At 64.5% G+C, this 17,325-nt stretch carries 17 protein-coding genes and 1 tRNA gene; 11 read left to right on the plus strand and 7 right to left on the minus strand.

Features of this window, described 5'->3' with window-relative positions:
* Positions 1 to 91 precede the first annotated feature (91 nt).
* Entirely contained in the window at positions 92 to 574 is a 483-nt protein-coding gene (locus tag AB7535_RS13985; protein ID WP_038959501.1) for a DUF192 domain-containing protein, read from the plus strand.
* A 92-nt stretch (positions 575 to 666) separates the two neighbouring features.
* Positions 667 to 743: transfer RNA gene (locus AB7535_RS13990), tRNA-Pro, on the plus strand.
* A 153-nt stretch (positions 744 to 896) separates the two neighbouring features.
* Here AB7535_RS13990 and AB7535_RS13995 read toward each other — a convergent pair.
* Positions 897 to 1,058 (minus strand): RNA-binding protein, encoded by a 162-nt coding sequence (locus AB7535_RS13995; RefSeq protein ID WP_439036505.1) that lies wholly within the window; start codon positions 1,056 to 1,058, stop codon positions 897 to 899.
* Positions 1,059 to 2,077: 1,019 nt separating this feature from the next.
* Between AB7535_RS13995 and AB7535_RS14000 the strand changes: the two genes are divergently transcribed.
* A complete protein-coding gene (locus AB7535_RS14000; protein ID WP_063983450.1) occupies positions 2,078 to 2,269 on the plus strand; it encodes a hypothetical protein in 192 nt (63 codons plus the stop codon).
* Between the two features lie 66 nt (positions 2,270 to 2,335).
* Here AB7535_RS14000 and opgC read toward each other — a convergent pair whose 3' ends face one another.
* Positions 2,336 to 3,514: an OpgC domain-containing protein gene (opgC, locus tag AB7535_RS14005; protein WP_439036506.1), complete on the minus strand. Its 1,179-nt coding sequence runs from the start codon at positions 3,512 to 3,514 to the stop codon at positions 2,336 to 2,338.
* 258 nt (positions 3,515 to 3,772) lie between these two features.
* Between opgC and AB7535_RS14010 the strand changes: the two genes are divergently transcribed.
* The 3 genes from AB7535_RS14010 (at position 3,773) to AB7535_RS14020 (ending at position 5,410) form a co-directional block, all read left to right on the plus strand.
* Positions 3,773 to 4,078: an ETC complex I subunit gene (locus tag AB7535_RS14010; protein ID WP_014495449.1), complete on the plus strand. Its 306-nt coding sequence runs from the start codon at positions 3,773 to 3,775 to the stop codon at positions 4,076 to 4,078.
* Between the two features lie 311 nt (positions 4,079 to 4,389).
* Positions 4,390 to 4,881, plus strand: coding sequence for an Lrp/AsnC family transcriptional regulator (locus AB7535_RS14015; RefSeq protein ID WP_439036507.1), 492 nt, complete (start codon positions 4,390 to 4,392; stop codon positions 4,879 to 4,881).
* Between the two features lie 241 nt (positions 4,882 to 5,122).
* Positions 5,123 to 5,410 (plus strand): DUF3551 domain-containing protein, encoded by a 288-nt coding sequence (locus AB7535_RS14020; RefSeq protein WP_439036508.1) that lies wholly within the window; start codon positions 5,123 to 5,125, stop codon positions 5,408 to 5,410.
* A 91-nt stretch (positions 5,411 to 5,501) separates the two neighbouring features.
* Here the strand turns inward: AB7535_RS14020 and AB7535_RS14025 are convergent, their stop codons facing one another.
* Positions 5,502 to 6,530 (minus strand): AraC family transcriptional regulator, encoded by a 1,029-nt coding sequence (locus AB7535_RS14025; protein ID WP_439036509.1) that lies wholly within the window; start codon positions 6,528 to 6,530, stop codon positions 5,502 to 5,504.
* Between the two features lie 147 nt (positions 6,531 to 6,677).
* Here AB7535_RS14025 and AB7535_RS14030 point away from each other — a divergent pair, with 147 nt between their 5' ends.
* Genes AB7535_RS14030 through AB7535_RS14045 form a run of 4 tightly spaced genes read left to right on the plus strand, consistent with a single transcriptional unit; the run spans position 6,678 to position 12,355 of the window.
* Positions 6,678 to 7,805: an isovaleryl-CoA dehydrogenase gene (locus AB7535_RS14030; protein ID WP_135213850.1), complete on the plus strand. Its 1,128-nt coding sequence runs from the start codon at positions 6,678 to 6,680 to the stop codon at positions 7,803 to 7,805.
* Positions 7,806 to 7,829: 24 nt separating this feature from the next.
* The gene (locus AB7535_RS14035) at positions 7,830 to 9,434 is read left to right on the plus strand and encodes a carboxyl transferase domain-containing protein (protein ID WP_166096500.1); all 1,605 of its coding nucleotides are present in this window, start codon (positions 7,830 to 7,832) and stop codon (positions 9,432 to 9,434) included.
* Positions 9,435 to 9,438: 4 nt separating this feature from the next.
* The gene (locus AB7535_RS14040) at positions 9,439 to 11,442 is read left to right on the plus strand and encodes an acetyl/propionyl/methylcrotonyl-CoA carboxylase subunit alpha (RefSeq protein WP_439036510.1); all 2,004 of its coding nucleotides are present in this window, start codon (positions 9,439 to 9,441) and stop codon (positions 11,440 to 11,442) included.
* Between the two features lies 1 nt (position 11,443).
* Positions 11,444 to 12,355, plus strand: a complete 912-nt coding sequence (locus AB7535_RS14045; RefSeq protein ID WP_439036511.1) for a hydroxymethylglutaryl-CoA lyase — start codon at positions 11,444 to 11,446, stop codon at positions 12,353 to 12,355.
* Positions 12,356 to 12,463: 108 nt separating this feature from the next.
* On the opposite strand, the gene AB7535_RS14050 is transcribed toward AB7535_RS14045, so the two are convergent.
* The 4 genes from AB7535_RS14050 to AB7535_RS14065 all read right to left on the minus strand — a co-directional run bounded on the left by AB7535_RS14050 (position 12,464) and on the right by AB7535_RS14065 (position 16,345).
* Positions 12,464 to 13,390, minus strand: a complete 927-nt coding sequence (locus tag AB7535_RS14050; RefSeq protein ID WP_166096502.1) for a dihydrodipicolinate synthase family protein — start codon at positions 13,388 to 13,390, stop codon at positions 12,464 to 12,466.
* A 73-nt stretch (positions 13,391 to 13,463) separates the two neighbouring features.
* Positions 13,464 to 14,447, minus strand: coding sequence for a TRAP transporter substrate-binding protein (locus AB7535_RS14055; RefSeq protein WP_038936090.1), 984 nt, complete (start codon positions 14,445 to 14,447; stop codon positions 13,464 to 13,466).
* A 24-nt stretch (positions 14,448 to 14,471) separates the two neighbouring features.
* A complete protein-coding gene (locus AB7535_RS14060) occupies positions 14,472 to 15,737 on the minus strand; it encodes a TRAP transporter large permease (protein WP_439036512.1) in 1,266 nt (421 codons plus the stop codon).
* On the minus strand, positions 15,737 to 16,345 hold the full coding sequence (locus tag AB7535_RS14065) for a TRAP transporter small permease (protein ID WP_135213851.1): 609 nt from the start codon (positions 16,343 to 16,345) through the stop codon (positions 15,737 to 15,739). The genes AB7535_RS14060 and AB7535_RS14065 overlap by 1 nt, the downstream gene beginning before the upstream one ends.
* 231 nt (positions 16,346 to 16,576) lie before the next feature.
* Between AB7535_RS14065 and AB7535_RS14070 the strand changes: the two genes are divergently transcribed.
* Positions 16,577 to 17,269 (plus strand): GntR family transcriptional regulator, encoded by a 693-nt coding sequence (locus AB7535_RS14070; RefSeq protein WP_166096503.1) that lies wholly within the window; start codon positions 16,577 to 16,579, stop codon positions 17,267 to 17,269.
* The last annotated feature ends 56 nt before the right edge of the window (positions 17,270 to 17,325 follow it).

Here is a 17,325-nt window from a genome sequence, read left to right on the forward strand (position 1 = left end):
AGGCGCGCAGGCCGTCCGGTGCGCCTCTGGCTTTTGTCACGATCGCCGCGTAAGGACTGGTCCAGTCCCACGCCCCCTTGAGTACCGTCCCATGAATTTTGACCGAAAGGCCGTCTGGTCCATTGCGAGGGGCTGGCTGGCCGCCATCCTCGTCGTCGGCTGTGCCGTCGGGAGCGCGCCGGTGCGCGCCGCCAGCTTCCAGCCGCTCGAGATCGTCACCAGGAACGGCGTGCAGGTGTTCTCGGTGGAAATGGCGACGACCGAGGAGGAGAAGCAGACCGGGCTGATGTACCGCAAGGAGCTGGCTGACGGCAAAGGCATGCTGTTCGACTTCAAGCCCGAGCAGGAAGTGTCGATGTGGATGAAGAACACCTACGTCTCGCTCGACATGATCTTCATCCGCGCCGACGGCCGCATCCTGCGCATCGCCGAAAACACCGAGCCGCTGTCGACCAAGATCATCTCGTCCCAGGGGCCCGCGCGGGCCGTGCTGGAGGTGGTGGCGGGAACGGCGCAGAAATACGGCATCCGTCCCGGCGACCGCGTCGGCCACCCGCTGTTCGGCACCAAGTAGGGCGACCCGGCGGGGTTATTGCCGCCTTGCCGGCGGCTTGAAAGCTTGATGGCGCTTTGGGAAGCGTGTATCGACGGGGCTCGCTGGACATTCGGGGTATAGCGCAGCCTGGTAGCGCGGCAGTTTTGGGTACTGCAGGTCGTTGGTTCGAATCCAGCTGCCCCGACCAGTCCCGAGGTTGAAGCTCCTTCAACTCTCTTATTTATTGCGCCGCGCTCATCCCGTTTCGCTGCCGCCGACGACGGTCACGCCAGCAGGAAGATCCCCGCGCAATTGCGCTAACTGCAACCCTTGCGTGCGTTGACGTTCCGGCATTTCAATTTCAGAACAACAGCCAATCGACCAGGCGCCAGGCGATCCAGGCGAGCGCGCAGATCCAGCCCAGCATGGCGATCCCGGCGACGCCAAGCCCGCACAGCGCGAACAGCGAACTTTCAGGCTCCGGCGTGCCCGAGAGCTTCTCGGTCGTATCGATTTGACTCACTGCATCCCCTTGGCTTGCGGCCTGCTGTTCGTTGGTCTCTGCTCGCTCGTGAAAATTCACCGGCCGCGCTCCAGCTCACACGGTCGTGAGACGAGATGACCGTCCGTACATCGCGCGGGCATGGATCGCAGCCACGCGGCTTCCCCGGACAGACGGGAAGGACCTGCAACTCATGGCGCGGTGATTGGTTGCGACCGCAGAGGCGGGAACATGGCAACCAGGCGGGACAGGCCTACAACGCGCAGGGCACGCTGGGCGTCAATGATTGTGGGGGCGGGGCAGGCGGGCCTATGGCGACCTGAAGCGCGCGCGAACCTTGCCTGAAGCCTTGCCTGAAGCCCTGGCGCTTGTTCTTCACCAAACGCCACTTCTGCGCGATTTTTCAAGGCATTGCGCCGGCCGGCCCGCCGCAGAATTCGCAAAATTGCTTCGAACCTTTGGCTGTCGCCATAGACATATGAGCATTGGGGATTTCAGCGCCCAATGCCTAAACGGACGCCGCCAAGCGATGATATTCCGCTTGAGCGGCGTCGCGCTATTCCGGGGATCAGTTCGTCGCGTACCAGCCGAGCGGAAACGGCAGGAACGGCCACGCTAGATGATTGTCGTTGGCCGCCTTCGGCGGTTCAGAGACGGATGTCTTGACTGTCTTGATGCGCGGCGCAGGCGGCACCGAGCACACCGCCAGGCGCAAACGTCCACATTGCATTTTCATTGTGGTGCCCCAGTCAGCAAGTCATTTGAAAAATGAAAATCAGTTCGCAATTGCCACGCGCCCAAAACGGTGCGCTCATTCTCAAATTGTGCACGCATCATAGAAAGATCGGCGCCGGCTTTCAACGGGTCTTGGCGGGTACCCACGAGGGGTAAGGTTGACCGGTTAGGTTAAGGCCGAGTGGTTGTTGCGGCCGTATTCCTGGCTGATATCAGGTCGGCAAGGCTCGCGATGGGCTGCCTGCAATCGGTGGTCACACAGGTCACAGTTCGTCGCGGCGCTCATATCCTGTGAGTTTTGCGTCATGTCTTTCGATCGCAATGTCCGAACCGTCCATCCGCAGTCGAGCTGGACCGAGATCTGGCACCTCTGGACCGTGATCGTGCCGCGCCGCTCTATCAACGGGCAGCTCGTCTATGGAAAGGTCTGGCGCCGCCACGACGGCCGCGACTGGATCTACAAGAAGTTCACCGAGTACGACACCGAGGCGGCCTGAGCCGGCTCCGCTGCCCGCAACTGGAATCCAGCGCCCCGTTCCGATTTCATCGGAACGGAAATGGCTCTAGGCGGCCTTTGCAGGCGTTGCCGCCGCAGGCTTGGTCGGCGGCGGCTTCAACGGCTTGTCCTGCTTTTTCGACCAGGAAATGTAATAGGCCACCGTCGTCATGATCGCGATGCCGGCGATGCTGACGAAGATCTGCGCGAACAGCGAGCCCGAGCTCATCGACAGCTCGAAATGGCCGACGAAGGACAGGAACACGCCGACGCAGAACACGGCGAGCGATTGCTGGCCGCAGACGATCAAGGGATCGAACACCTTCCACTCCAGGCCCGGCCAGTCCTTCGGCACGAAGCGGATCACCAGGATCACGATCACGACGAAATGGAGGAAGCGGTAGGGCGCAAGGTTGGTCTTGTCGTTGGGGTTGAAGGCCGAGAACAGCCATCCCGGGAACATGCCGCCGAGGGTGGGGAAGCGGCCGGCCATGGTCATGACCAGCGCGAAGGCGAGATAGCCGAGGCACAGCCACAGCGTGATCGGCGAATTGATCACGGCTCCCGAACGCCGGGCGCCGCCCATCGCGCACCAGGCGCCGAACACGAACAGCACCTGCCAGGCATACGGGTTGAAGTACCACTGGCCGGCCGGATAGGCGGTCAGGTTCAGGCCGTAATGGCGGGCGGCGAGCCACAGCACGATGGACAGCGCCATCGTCAGGTCGGGCTTGCGCAACATGAACCACAGCACCGGCGGAAACAGCCCCATCAGCACGATGTAGAGCGGCAGCACGTCGAGATTGAGCGGCTTGAAGCGCAGGAACAGGCCCTGGCGCAGCGTCTCGGTGGCGTTGTCGACGAGGCCGGCGACGTTGAACTCGTTGATCATGTCAGAGTCGCCGAAGCGCAGCGCCAGATAGCTGATCGAGGCGATGTAGATCACGAACAGGATGATGTGGGCGACGTAGAGCTGCCAGACCCGCTTGGTCAGCCTCGTGGCGCCGACGATGAAGCCGCGCTCGAGCATCATTCGCGCATAGACGAAGGAAGCGGTGTAGCCGGAGATGAAGACGAACAGGTCGGCGGCGTCGGAAAAGCCGTAGTTGCGGGTGGTGATCCAGTTCACCACGTTGTCGGGGATATGGTCGAGGAAGATCGCCCAGTTCGCGATGCCGCGAAACAGGTCGAGCCTGAGGTCACGGCCCTTTTCGGGAAGCGTGGCGTTGATGTTCAGGAAGGCCATGCGACGGAAGCTTTCGGAGGGGGCGGATACGCTGGTGTCGGCGAGACAGGGCCGCCGGGCGGGATCCCGGCGCGGAAGGCGGGTACGCAATTGTCACGGTGCAGCATAATGACTATACCCGTCGGCAACGCACCCCCGGGGGACCGGAATCACCGATCAGTTCCCAAAAGGTGTCTCTATACTATGCCCGCGGTTTCCACCAACTGCTACCGTGACGCATCGAAATCGAACGAAAAGACCAAGAGGCCCGGACCACCCATGACCGCACGCATTTTCAAGCCCGCCAAGAACGCGATGCAATCCGGCCGGTCCAAGACCAAGGAATGGCAGCTGGATTACGAGCCGGAGCAGCCGCGTTCGGTCGAGCCGCTGATGGGATGGACCTCGTCCGGCGACATGAAGCAGCAGATCACGCTGCGCTTCCACAGCAAGGAAGAGGCGGTCGCTTATTGCGAGCGCAAGGGCATCGCCTACCAGGTGATCGAGCCGCAGGATTCGATCCGCCGCCCGGTCGCCTATGCCGACAATTTCTCGTTCCGGCGCGGCGAGCCCTGGACGCATTGAGGGGCGGCTGGCTGCTCCGACTTCATACGACGTGATTTACTCGTCATGCCCGGGCCTTGTCCCGCCTGCGCGGCCGAAGCCGCTTCGGCGAGGCGAAGGCCCGGGCATCGACGTCTTTGGGGCCGCGTGAAAGAGCGCGGATGGCCGCGACAAGCCCTGGCATGACGGCGGGGGGACCCCGCCCGCAGACATGACGTCGCGTCCGATGATCCCGATCCACGGACCAGCTGTTGCGCCGGGCTCCGGCCCCTTGGCAGCGATTCCGCCGCGTGCTTCGCTGACGTCATGACGGGATCATGGCGAGGTGGGGGATGGCCGGGCGTGACCAGCTCGACGGCATCGATCTGAAGATACTCGCCGAGCTGCAGCAGGACGGGCGGGTGCGCAACAACGAGCTGGCGCTGCGGGTCGGCGTGTCCGCGCCCAATTGCCTGCGACGGCTGAAATTGCTGTTCAGCCGCGGCGTGATCCGGGCGGTTCGCGCCGTCATCGACGAGCGGCTGCTCGGCTATGAGGTGGTGTCGTTCGTCTCGATCCAGCTCGCCAGCCAGGCCCAGCCGGTGCTGGAGGCGTTCGAGAGCTCGATTGCCGCGATTCCGCGCATCCAGCAGTGCTGGCGGATTTCAGGCGACACCGACTACCTGCTGAAATGCGTCGCGCCGAACGTCGAGAGCATGCGCCAGCAGCTGCTGCATTTCGCGGCGATGCCTGACGTGAAGAACGTCCGCAGCTTCCCGGTGCTGGGCGTCGCTAAGGATGTGCCGCTGCCGTTGCAGGATGTAGTGGCGGCACCCGTCGGATAGGGCGTTCAAGTCTCGCTACTGAAGTTCCGAAGTCGGGGGGCGCTTGCGCGCGGTGCGGTCGATTCGGATAATTATAATAGCTTAGTAACTCACCTAACTGTGACATGTGATTTAGGCAGGACTGCAATGCGCGCAACCGTGATTGTCGGCATCTTTGCGCTGCCTAGATGCAGGGTGTGAACCTCGGTCTGCGTCGCACGCCGGGGATGCTTTTGTGGGACCCTAAGCAGGAAAAGACATCATGACATCGACTTCGAAGACGATCGCAGCCTCTGCTGCGACGCTGGTTGCGTCTGCGTTTTTTGTTCTGTCGGCGCCGGCTGCGAAGGCCGACGATTATTGCATCACCAACGGCGCCCAGGCCGCTCACGGCTGCGGCTATCCGACGATGGAAGCCTGCCGTCAGGCGGCCGGTGGCATCGGCGGCACGTGCTCGCAGGCCGGCGGCGCCAAGACTAGCAACGATGCGCTCGCCTTCCAGCCGAAGCAGACGAAGCAGCCCAAGGCTCGCCAAGGCGCGCAGAACTAACGCCTGAGATCGCGACCTGATCCGAGAGATTGCGTCCTCCGAGAGTGATCTCGGAGGACGTCAATTTATGACAAGCAGGTGACGCCGCGCCTCAGCGATAGCGCTCGCGAAATTCGCGCGGGCTAGCGCCGGTCCAGGTGCGGAAGGCGCGCGAAAAGCTCTTCTCGTTGCGGAAGCCGGCGATCTCCGCGATCCGCTTGATGGGGGCGCGGCCGCGCATCAGCTCCTGCTTGGCGAGCTCGAACTTTGCCTCTTCCTTGAGATCGCGCAGCGAGGTCGCTTCCTCGCGCAGGCGCCGGTGCATGGTGCGGGTCGAGAGCGCCAACTCGCTTGCGACATCCTCGGCGCCGAGAATGCGCCCGCGTGCATTGCGCAGCACGCGGCGGACGCGCTCGACCAGCAGCCGGTCGCGCCGGTAGGGCAGCACGGTGAGCCGCAGCGCGCCCTTGAGCATGCTGTCGAGATCGGCGGGGCTGCGGGTCAGCGGCAGAGAGAGATAATGCTTGTCGAACACGATGCGGGCGCCGTCCGCACCAAAGCTCAAATGCCTGCAGAAGATCGTCGGATAGACCGAGACGTGGCCCGGCTCGGAATAGGGAAACTCGGCCGCACGCAGCGCGATCGCGGAATCGACGGCCCAGCAGGAGAAGCCGAGAACATAGCGGAGCAGGGTGACCAGGCAGAATTCACGCAAGGGGCCGAGGTCGCGCTGTTCGCGAATGGAGATCGTCGCGGTCTCATCACCAAGCGAGAGCTCGAACAGCACGTCCTCGGTCAGCAGGCGATGATGCCGGCACCAGCGTTTTAGCGCGACTTCGAGATTGGGGGCGGTGATCGAGGCGCGGCACAGCATGCCATAGGTTCCCCAAGGCAGCCGGCGCGAGAACCAGCCGAGCGCCTCGTCGTCGAGCTCGCGCATGGCATGGCCGGCCAGCGCCTCGAACTGGGCCGCCGTCACCCGTCCGTCCCGGGATCGAACAAGGTCCTCGGTGACCTGCCCCTTGCCCAAGGCTTCGACCGGATCCCGTCCGTAAAGGGCATAAGCGGCAACCACGCCGCGGACGAAGGCGGCTGGGGTCATGGCGCGGCGGGGCGTCGCGGTCGCGGCTTGAAAGGGCATGAAAAATCCTCGCCAAACTTGGCGGAAAATGCAACCTTTTCGACCGCTGGGACGCCCGGGCGGGGGTAGGTTCGGACCCGACAAGAATACGGAGGAATCGCCTTGAACATCCCGAGCATCGATTTCGATCTGGGCGAAGACATCAGCATGCTGCGCGACACGCTGCGCGCCTTCGTGGAGGCGGAGATCGCCCCGCGCGCCGCCGAGATCGAGAAGGCCAATCTGTTCCCGGCCGACCTCTGGAAGCGCTTTGGCGACCTCGGCCTGCTCGGCATGACCGCGCCGGAGCAATATGGCGGCTCCAGCATGGGCTATCTCGCCCATATCGTCGCCATGGAGGAGATTTCGCGGGGCTCGGCCGCCGTGGGGCTGTCCTACGGCGCCCATTCCAACCTCTGCGTCAACCAGATCCGCCGCAACGGCAACGACGCGCAGCGCGCGCGCTATCTGCCGAAACTGATCTCCGGCGAATATGTCGGCGCGCTCGCGATGTCCGAGCCCGGCGCAGGCTCCGACGTCGTCTCGATGAAGCTGCGCGCCGACAAGCGCGGCGACCGGTACGTGCTCAACGGCTCGAAGATGTGGATCACCAATGGCGGCGACGCCGACGTGCTGGTCGTCTATGCCAAGACCGATCCGGAGGCGGGCCCGCGCGGCATGACTGCCTTCCTGATCGAAAAGGGCTTCAAGGGTTTCACCCACGGCCAGCATCTCGACAAGCTCGGCATGCGCGGCTCCAACACCTATCCCTTGTTCTTCGACGAGTGCGAGGTGCCCGAGGAGAACGTGCTCGGCAAGGTCGGCGAGGGCGTCAAGGTGCTGATGTCCGGCCTCGATTACGAGCGCACGGTGCTGTCGGGCGGCCCGCTCGGCATCATGGCGGCCTGCATGGACGCCGTGGTGCCCTACATGCATGAGCGCAAGCAGTTCGGCCAGCCGATCGGCGACTTCCAGCTGATGCAGGGCAAGCTCGCCGACATGTATGCGACCTGGCAGTCGGCGCGCGCCTATGTCTATGCGGTCGGGCGCGCCTGCGACCGGGCCGACCACGCCCGCACGCTGCGCAAGGATGCAGCCGCCGCGATCCTCTATTCCGCGGAGAAGGCGACGTGGATGGCGGGCGAGGCGATCCAGGCGCTGGGCGGCGTCGGTTATACCTCCGAATTTCCGGTCGGACGTCTCTGGCGCGACGCAAAACTCTACGAGATCGGCGCCGGCACCTCGGAGGTGCGTCGCATGCTGATCGGCCGCGAGCTGATGTCAGAGACGGCCTGAAACCTTCACCTCATTGGAATCAACATGCCGCTCCATTCCAGCATCGATACGTCTTCATCAGACTTTGCGCGCAATTCCGAGGCCATGCGCGGGCTTGTCGCGGACTTGCGTGAAAAACTGAGCCAGGTCGCCGGCGGCGGCGGCGAGGTCTCGCGCAACCGTCACACCTCGCGCGGCAAGATGCTGGCGCGCGAGCGCGTCGACCTGCTGGTCGATCCCGGCACCTCGTTCATGGAGCTGTCGCCGCTGGCGGCGTACGGCCTCTATGGCGGTGACGTGCATTCGGCGAGCGTCATCACCGGCGTCGGGCGCATCTCGGGCCGCGAATGCGTGATCGTCGCCAACGACGCCACCATCAAGGGCGGCACTTACTATCCGATGACGGTGAAGAAGCATCTGCGCGCGCAGGACGTGGCGCGGCAGAACAATCTTCCCTGCGTCTACATGGTCGATTCCGGCGGCGCCTTCCTGCCGCTTCAGGACGAAATCTTTCCGGACGAGCGCCATTTCGGCCGCATCTTCTACAACCAGGCCCAGATGTCGTCGCAGGGCATCCCGCAGATCGCGATCGTGATGGGCTCCTGCACCGCCGGCGGCGCCTATGTCCCCGCGATGTCGGACGAGAGCATCATCGTCCGCAACCAGGGCACCATCTTTCTCGGCGGCCCGCCGCTGGTGAAGGCCGCGACCGGCGAGGTGGTGAGTGCCGAGGAGCTCGGCGGCGCCGACGTGCATTCGCGGCAATCGGGGGTGACCGACCACTACGCCCAGAACGACGCCCATGCGATCGGCATCGCCCGGCGCATCGTCAGCACGCTGAAGCCGTCGGTGCGGCCGAACCTCAACATGCACAAGCCGCGCGATCCGCTGTTTGCGGCGGAAGAGATCTACGGCGTGGTGCCCGTCGACGGCCGAAAGCCGTTTGACGTGCGCGATATCATCGCCCGCATCGTCGACGGCTCGGAGTTCGACGAGTTCAAAAAACTCTACGGCACGACGCTGGTGTGCGGCTTCGCCCATGTCTGGGGCCATCCGGTCGGCATCATCGCCAACAACGGCATTCTCTTCAGCGAGAGCTCGCTGAAGGGGGCGCATTTCATCGAGTTGTGCTGCCAGCGCGGCATTCCCCTGGTGTTCCTGCAGAACATCACGGGCTTCATGGTCGGCAAGAAGTACGAGGCCGGCGGCATCGCGCGTGACGGAGCCAAGCTCGTCACGGCGGTGGCGACCGCCTCGGTGCCAAAATTCACCGTCGTGATCGGCGGCTCCTACGGCGCCGGCAATTACGGCATGTGCGGCCGCGCCTATTCGCCGCGCTTCCTCTGGATGTGGCCGAACGCGCGCATCTCGGTGATGGGCGGCGAGCAAGCCTCGATGGTGCTGAGCCAGGTTCGGCGCGACAACATCGAGGCCAAGGGCGATAGCTGGTCGAAGGAAGAGGAAGACAAGTTCCGCGAGCCTATCCGCGCGCAATATGAGAGCCAGGGACATCCGTATTACGCGACCGCCCGCCTGTGGGACGACGGCGTGATCGACCCGGCCGACACGCGCCTCGTGCTCGGCCTCGGCCTTTCCGCGGCGTCGAATGCGCCGATCGAGCCTACCAAATTCGGCCTGTTCAGGATGTGATGCGATGGACCGTTCAATGCTCTACCGGCGTTTTCGCACGCTCCTGATCGCCAACCGCGGCGAGATCGCCTGCCGCGTCATCCGCACCGCGCGAGCCATGGGCCTGCGCACGGTCGCGGTCTATTCCGAGGCCGACCGCGACGCGATGCATGTCGCGCTCGCGGATGAAGCCGTGCTGCTCGGTCCGGCGCGGGCGCGCGACAGCTACCTCAGTGCCGAGCGGCTGATCGAGGCCGCGCGCAAGACCGGCGCCGAGGCCGTGCATCCCGGCTACGGCTTCCTGTCCGAAAATGCCGAGTTCGCGCGGGCGTGCCTGGAGGCGGGCCTGGTGTTCGTCGGCCCGACCGCCGCGATGATGACGGCGATGGGCTCGAAGTCCGGCTCCAAGGCGCTGATGGAGAAGGCCGGCGTGCCGCTGGTGCCCGGCTATCACGGCGAGGCCCAGGACGATGCGACGCTTTCGAAGGCCGCGGACAAGATCGGCTTTCCCATCCTGGTGAAGGCGTCCGCCGGCGGCGGCGGCCGCGGCATGCGCATCGTTCGCTCGGCGGATGAGCTTGGACCGGCGATTGTCAGCGCCAAGCGCGAGGCCAAGGCCGCGTTCGGCGACGACCGCATGCTGATCGAAAAATATGTCGACAATCCCCGTCACATCGAGGTGCAGATCATCGGCGACAGCCACGGCAATCTGCTGTCGCTGTTCGAGCGCGAATGCACGCTGCAGCGCCGGCACCAGAAGGTGATCGAGGAGGCGCCGTCGCCGACGCTCAATCCCGCCCAGCGCGAGACCGTCTGCGCCGCCGCGCGAAAGGCGGCCGGAGCCGTGAACTATGTCGGCGCCGGCACGATCGAGTTCGTCTCCGACGGCAAGGACGTGTTCTTCATCGAGATGAACACGCGTCTTCAGGTCGAGCATCCCGTGACCGAGCTGATCACCGGCATCGATCTGGTCGAGTGGCAGCTGCGCGTCGCCTTCGGCGAGGCACTGCCGCTGAATCAGGACGAGCTCCGGCTCAATGGCCATGCGGTCGAGGCGCGCGTCTACGCGGAAAACCCGACCAAGAACTTCATGCCGTCGGTCGGGAGGATCTCGACCTGGCGCTTGCCGGCGGAAACGGGCGGCCTGCGCATCGACGCCGGCTATCGCGAAGGCGATACGGTCTCGCCCTATTACGATGCGATGCTCGCAAAAATGATCGCGTGGGCGCCGACGCGGGACGTCGCGATCGAACGGCTGAACCGCGGGCTGCAAGACTCCGACGTCCGCGGCATCGTCACCAACATCCCGTTCCTGTCGGCGCTGATGACGCATCCGAAGGTGCGGACCAATGCGATCGATACCGGCTTCATCGAGCGTGAGCTGGCGGGCTTGACGCAGGCCTCGCCGGCGCCCGGCGAGCTCGAGCTGTGCGCTGCAGTCGCCGCTGTTATCAACGACGAGCGGCAGGCCGCGCAAGACGAGGCGAGTTCGCCCTGGCAGACCTTTGGCTGGATGCCGGTCGGTCGCCGCCAGCGCAACTTTGCCTTCCGCATCGGCCATGGACCTGAGCAGAAGATCACGCTGAACTACGGCAGCGGTCCGTCGACGCTGGTGATCGGCGACCGCGAGTTGGCGTTCACGATCGCGCCGCGTGACGGCGGCTTCGATCTGACGCTCGATGGCGTCAAGTCCTCGGTCGCCGCCGTGATCGACGGTCATGAGCTGTATTTGCGCACACGCAACGGCCGCTTCGACCTGCATTGGGTCGATCCGTTCGGCGGCGAGAGCGAAGAGCATGTCGGAGAGGACAAGATCGCGGCGCCGCTGCCGGGCACCGTCGTCGCCGTGCTGGCCGAGGAGGGCGACAAGCTCGACAAGGGCGCGCCGATCCTCACCCTGGAAGTGATGAAGATGGAGCAGACGCTGCGCGCGCCCTACGCCGGCGTGCTGAAATCAATCAAATGCAAGGTCGGAGACATCGTCCAAGAGGGCGTCGAGCTCGCCGTGGTCGAGCCATCGGGAGAGTGAGATGAGCGATCCCGTCCGCATCATCGAAATGGGGCCGCGCGACGGCCTCCAGAACGAGAAGACGCCCGTCAGCGTCGAGGCCCGCATCGCCTTCATCGAGGCGCTCGTCACCGCTGGCCTCACCACGGTCGAGGTCGGCGCCTTCGTCTCGCCCAAGGCGATCCCGCAAATGGCGAGCTCGGACGCCGTGCTGCGCGGCGTCCGCCACGTCAAGGGTGCCGAATTCCACGTGCTGGTGCCGAACGAGAAGGGCTATGACGCCGCGCGCACTGCCGGCGCGCAAGTCGTCTCCGTGTTCGCGGCGGCCTCGGAAGGGTTTTCGCGCGCCAATATCAACTGCACGGTCGCGGAGTCCATCGAGCGCTTCAAGCCGGTGCTGGCGCGCGCCAAGGCTGATGGCGTCAGAGTCCGCGGCTATATCTCCTGCGTGCTGGGCTGTCCGTTCGACGGCGAGATCAAGCCAAAGGCGGTCGCCGATCTCGCCAACACGCTGTGGGAGCTCGGCTGCTACGAGATCTCGCTCGGCGACACCATCGGTGTCGGCACGTCTGATAAGGCCAAGGAGATGCTGCGCGCGGTTAGCGCCAATATCCCGCCAACAAAACTCGCGATGCATTTCCACGACACCTACGGCCAGGCGCTCGCCAATCTCTATGCCGGCCTGGAGGAGGGCGTCCGCGTCATCGATTCCGCCGCCGGCGGCCTCGGCGGCTGCCCCTATGCGCCGGGCGCGACGGGCAATGTCGCGACCGAGGACGTGGTCTACATGCTCGAAGGCATGGGCGTCAGGACCGGTGTCGACATGGACAAGCTGCTGGCGGCCACGAACGAGATGAGCGGCGTGCTGGGCAAGCCGCCTGTGAGCCGCGTAGCCTCCGCGCTGAACGCGAAGAAGAAGCGGGCTGCTTCCTAGCTTCGTATGGTGGGCAAAGGCGCGTAGCGCCGTGCCCACCATCTCTCCGCGACCGAATTTGCGAATGGTGGGCACGCTTCCGCTTTGCCCACCCTACGAGACCTTCGCCTACGCCGCCTTCAGCCCGACATCCGGCAGGCGCGGCCGGTTCTTGAGCGCCTTCGCCATCATCGCCTCGACCTCGGCCTTTTCCTGCGGCAGCAGCGCGAGGCGGGGCGGGCGGGTCAGCGCGGTGCCGCGGCCCATGATGTGCTCGCACAGCTTGATGCACTGGACGAGGTCGGGGCGTGCGTCGAGGTGCAGCAGCGGCATGAACCATTCGTAGATCGGCATGGCCTCGGCGAAGCGGCCGGCCTTGGCAAGGCGAAACAGCGTCTCGCCCTCGCGCGGGAAGGCGTTGGACATGCCGGAGACCCAGCCCACCGCGCCCATGGCGATGCTCTCGACGATGACGTCGTCGAGCCCTGCGAACAGCACGAAGCGGTCGCCGACCATATTCCTGGTGTCGATGAAGCGCCGCGTGTCGCCCGAGGAATCCTTGAAGCAGACCACGGTCTCGACGTCGACGAGCGAGGCCAGGATGTCGGGGGTGACGTCGTTCTTGTAGATCGGCGGGTTGTTGTAGAGCATCACCGGCAGGTCGGTCGCGCTGGCAACCGCGCGGAAATGTGCGGCGGTCTCGTGCGGTTTCGACGAATAGACCAGCGCCGGCATCACCATCACGCCGTCGATGCCGACGCGCGCGGCTTCCTTGGCGGTTTCGACCGCAAAGGCGGTGGTGAATTCGGCGATGCCGCATAGCACGGGCACGCGGCCGGCCGCGACGGATTTCGCCGTCTCCATGATCGCGACCTTCTCCTTGCGCTCCAGCGAGGTGTTCTCGCCGACCGAGCCGCAGACGATCAGACCGGAGACGCCGTCGCGGATCAACCCGTCCATGACCTTGGCGGTGGCGTCGATGTCGAGCGAGAGATCATCGTGGAATTGCGTGGTGACGGCCGGGAAGACGCCTTCCCAGGAAACGCGGCGGCTCATGATGTGACTCCAAGTGAGTTTGCCGGCGGGGGGCTGGATCCGCCGGCTGTGGTGAAGAGGATGGCGAATGGGATCAGAGCGTCGCGCCGACCTTGCGCAGCTCGGCGAGAACAGGTGCCTTGGGCAGCCAGATCTTGTCGAACTCGGCGATGACAGCCTCGGTGTCGCCGGGCGGGACCTGGCGGATCGGGATCGGCGCGTTCTTGAAATTCTCGATCAGCGCGGGCTCGTTGGAGGCCAACTCGTCGATCTGCGCGTCCAGCGTCGACTTCACCGTCTTGGCAATCAGCTCGCGGTCGGCTGCGGGGAGCGTCTGCCAGACCCGGCCGGAAACGACCGCGGCCATCGGCATGAAGACGGCGTTCATCTGCAGGATCACTTTGGAGACCTTGTCGAAGCGCTGGTTCCAGGAGAATTCGAGATCGGCCTCGAGGCCATCGACCTGGCCGTTGGCCATCGCGTCGAACACCTGCGGCGTCGGGATCGGCGTCGGTGCGGCACCGAGCGAGGAATAGAAGTCGCGATAGACCGGCGTCGGGTTGATGCGCAGCTTCATGCCCTTGATGTCGGCGAGCGAGTTCAGGTCCTTGGACGAGAACACCGCGCGCATGCCGGTGATGCCCCAGCCGAGGCCGATGGTGCCGGTCTCCTGCGGCAGCACATCGAACAGCTTCACGGCCGCCGGATGCCGCACGAATTTCGCGACCGCAGGCGTCGAGCGGACGATGTAGGGCGCATTGATCGCGGCGATGTGCGGCACGCGCGAGCCGAGCTCGGCGGCCTGGATGAAGCCCATGTCGAGCGCGCCGGACTGCAATTGCTGCATCATCGCGGGCTCGTTGCCGAGCTGGCCGGAATGGAACACGGTCAGGGTGAGCCGGCCGTTGGTGGCCGCCTTGAGATCGTCGCCGAACTTGAGCGCCGCCTTGTTCCAGGAATGGCCGTTGGGCGTGATCAGGCCGAGGCGGAATTCCTTGGCCTGGGCAAGCGCCAGCGACGGTGCGAACACCGAGGCGGCGGCACTGGCGGCGAGAAAGCGGCGGCGTGAAAGCGGCATGGTCGGGCTTCCTTTTGAACGGGCCTATTTGATGAGGATCAGCGAGAGCGAGGGGTAGAGCGAGAGCAGCACCAGCAGGACGCAGGAGATGACGAAGAAGGGCAGCGTCACCATGAACATCTTGCCGGGCTTGGCGCCGGTGACGGCGGCCGCGACGAAGAAGCAGAGCCCGACCGGCGGCGACAGCAGGCCGAGCACGAGGTTGATCACGACGACCACGCCGAAATGCCGGGGATCGATGTGGTAGACGTCGGTTGCAACCGGCAGCAGGATCGGCACCGTCATGATCAGGCCGGGAATGCCGTCGATGACAGTGCCGATGATCAGCAGGATGACGTTGCAGATCAGCATGAAGCTGACCGGGTCCTTGGCGGCGGACTGGATCCAGCCGGCGGTTTCCTGCGGCACCTTGCCGAAGATCAGGACCCAGGAGAACACCGCCGCGGCCGCCACCAGGAACAGCACGATCGCCGAATAGATGGCGCTGCGCAGCATCATCTGCGGCAGCTGCGAGAACTCGAATTCCCTGGTCCAGTATTTCCCGACGAGTGCGGCGGCGACCGCGCCGACCGCAGCGGATTCCGTCGCATTGGCGAGGCCGCTGAGGATAGTGCCGACGATGACGATCGGGATCAGCAGGGTGGGTGACGTCCGCAGGATCGTCATGACGCGCTGGCGCGGCGTCTGATAATCGGCGCGCGGATAGTTGTAGACGTATCCCATCAGCGCGATGACGAGGCAGAACATCACCGTGAGGATCACGCCCGGCACGATGCCGGCGATCAGCATGTCGCTGACCGAGACCTGCGCGAGCACGCTGTAGACCACGAACATCACCGACGGCGGAATGATCGGGCCGAGCATGCCGCCATAGGCGGTCAATCCCGCCGCGAAGGTCTTGTCGTAGCCCTTCTTCTCCATCTCCGGCACCATGATCTGGGCCATGATCGCGACCTGCGCGGTCGCCGATCCCAGGATCGAGGAGATGAACATGTTGGCGAGGATGTTGACGTAGGCGAGCCCGCCCTTGAGCGAGCCGACGAAGGCCATCGCCATGTCGACGATGCGCCGCGTGATGCCGCCGCCGTTCATGATCTCGCCGATCAGGATGAAGAGCGGAATGGCGATCAGGCCGTAGCTGTTGACGCCGCCGAACAGCTGGAGCGGATAGGACTGGAACAGCACCGGATTGCCGGATGCTGCGATGTAGACGAGGCCGGCGAGGCATAGGCAGAGGCCGATCGGCACGCCGACCAGCATGATCGCGACGAAGGCGGCTGACGTGATCATCAGTTGACCCCGTCGAGTTCGGAGAGCGCAAAGCCCTTCGGCGGCGTGCGCGGGACCAGTTCGAGATCTTCCAGCAGGTTGGCGAGGCCGTGGATGGTCATCGAGACCGCGAAGATCGGCAGCGTCAAATAGAGCACCCAGGTCGGCCAGTTCAGCGTCTGGGTGTGCTCGGTGTAGAGAAAGTTGAAGGTCTCAGCCGCGAGCTTGCGCCCGTCGAAGCCGGCGCGCGCGAGACCAATCGGGTCCATCCAGAGCACGCAGGTCACGATCAGTGCGATTCCGAACGCGACGACCATGCCGGTCGAGATCACCTTTGCGATCTTCTGGTGCCGCGGCGAAAGACGTTCCGTCAGCATGGTGACGGCGAAATCGAGCCGCAGCCGCGTCATCGCCGAGGCGCCGACGAAGGTCAGCCAGACAACGCAATAGACCGCGGATTCATCGATCCAGTAGATCGGGAAACGCGCGTAGCGGGTGACGACGTTCACCAGGATCAGCCCGGTGAGCAGGTACATCAGGCCCATCAGCGCGACGCGCTCGACGGCGAGCAGGGCACTGGACGCGCGGACGACCATGTGTCGAACGCTGAGTGCGCGCGTGGCCGGCATCGTCTGCTCGATCATGAAAGAGGCCCCGACCCCTGAGAAATCTCGTGCTATCGGCAAATGTATAATTTATACATTTTGCGTGTCAAACGGAGATTGCGGTCATTTCGGCGGCAGGACGCGCTTTTGCTGGGCACTGGCTTTTGCCGGGCCGCACACTTTTGTTGGGCCCCTCAACATGCAAGAGAGAGACCGCTTCGGCCGGATGAGTCGGGAAGGACAACAGAAGGTCAGATGAAACAGCCTCTGAAGCATCGCACGCTGTCGGCCGCGATCGTCGACCAGCTCAGGCAGGCGATCCTCGACGGCACCTATCCGGCCGGATCGCAGCTACGGCAGGACGCACTTGGCGAGGCCTATGGCGTCAGTCGCATCCCGGTGCGCGAAGCGCTGTTCCAGCTCGAAGCCGAAGGCCTGGTGCGCATCGTCCCGCAGAAGGGCGCGATCGTCTCGGAGCTGTCGCTGGACGAGATCAACGATGTGTTCGACCTGCGCGGAATCCTGGAGCCACGCCTCCTGGCGCAATCGGCGCCGCGTTTCACCGCCGATGATTTCAGCGGGCTCGATGACATCCACAAGAGCTTCGAGAAGGCGATCAAGGCGCGTAATGTCAGCGAATGGGGCCAGCTCAACGCCGATTTTCACATGGCACTCTACGTTCACGCCCCGCAGCCGCGTACGCGCGCGATCGTGCTGTCACTGCTCCAGACCAGCGACCGCTACACGCGCCTCCAGCTCTCCAACACCAAGGCGATGGGGACCGCCGAAAAGGAGCACGCCCATCTGATCGCGCTCTGCCGCGCGCAGAAGGTCGAGGAGGCCTGCCGGTTCCTGGAGCGGCACATCGAGGCCGTGCGCAAGGATCTGTTGCAGGTGGTGGCCGGCAGCACGATCGCGCCGAAGTCACGGCGGAAGGATAAATCGTAGAGATCTTAGGGTTAGCTCGTAGGGTGGGCAAAGCGAAGCGTGCCCACCACTTTTAT

This window comes from Bradyrhizobium sp. 956_D2_N1_4, from assembly GCF_052076025.1.
Classification (GTDB): domain Bacteria; phylum Pseudomonadota; class Alphaproteobacteria; order Rhizobiales; family Xanthobacteraceae; genus Bradyrhizobium; species Bradyrhizobium barranii.

Excerpts from the sequence above, each read along its gene's own strand:
- AB7535_RS14035 (WP_166096500.1), top strand. The coding sequence starts at position 7,830 with ATGCCGCTCCATTCCAGCATCGATACGTCTTCATCAGACTTTGCGCGC.
- AB7535_RS14050 (WP_166096502.1), bottom strand. The coding sequence starts at position 13,390 with ATGAGCCGCCGCGTTTCCTGGGAAGGCGTCTTCCCGGCCGTCACCACG.
- AB7535_RS14065 (WP_135213851.1), bottom strand. The coding sequence starts at position 16,345 with ATGCCGGCCACGCGCGCACTCAGCGTTCGACACATGGTCGTCCGCGCG.
- AB7535_RS14055 (WP_038936090.1), bottom strand. The coding sequence starts at position 14,447 with ATGCCGCTTTCACGCCGCCGCTTTCTCGCCGCCAGTGCCGCCGCCTCG.
- AB7535_RS14060 (WP_439036512.1), bottom strand. The coding sequence starts at position 15,737 with ATGATCACGTCAGCCGCCTTCGTCGCGATCATGCTGGTCGGCGTGCCG.
- AB7535_RS14030 (WP_135213850.1), top strand. The coding sequence starts at position 6,678 with ATGCTGCGCGACACGCTGCGCGCCTTCGTGGAGGCGGAGATCGCCCCG.
- opgC (WP_439036506.1), bottom strand. The coding sequence starts at position 3,514 with ATGGCCTTCCTGAACATCAACGCCACGCTTCCCGAAAAGGGCCGTGAC.
- AB7535_RS14015 (WP_439036507.1), top strand. The coding sequence starts at position 4,390 with ATGGCCGGGCGTGACCAGCTCGACGGCATCGATCTGAAGATACTCGCC.
- AB7535_RS14010 (WP_014495449.1), top strand. The coding sequence starts at position 3,773 with ATGACCGCACGCATTTTCAAGCCCGCCAAGAACGCGATGCAATCCGGC.
- AB7535_RS14000 (WP_063983450.1), top strand. The coding sequence starts at position 2,078 with ATGTCTTTCGATCGCAATGTCCGAACCGTCCATCCGCAGTCGAGCTGG.
- AB7535_RS14040 (WP_439036510.1), top strand. The coding sequence starts at position 9,439 with ATGGACCGTTCAATGCTCTACCGGCGTTTTCGCACGCTCCTGATCGCC.
- AB7535_RS14045 (WP_439036511.1), top strand. The coding sequence starts at position 11,444 with ATGAGCGATCCCGTCCGCATCATCGAAATGGGGCCGCGCGACGGCCTC.
- AB7535_RS14070 (WP_166096503.1), top strand. The coding sequence starts at position 16,577 with ATGAAACAGCCTCTGAAGCATCGCACGCTGTCGGCCGCGATCGTCGAC.
- AB7535_RS14025 (WP_439036509.1), bottom strand. The coding sequence starts at position 6,530 with ATGCCCTTTCAAGCCGCGACCGCGACGCCCCGCCGCGCCATGACCCCA.
- AB7535_RS14020 (WP_439036508.1), top strand. The coding sequence starts at position 5,123 with ATGACATCGACTTCGAAGACGATCGCAGCCTCTGCTGCGACGCTGGTT.
- AB7535_RS13985 (WP_038959501.1), top strand. The coding sequence starts at position 92 with ATGAATTTTGACCGAAAGGCCGTCTGGTCCATTGCGAGGGGCTGGCTG.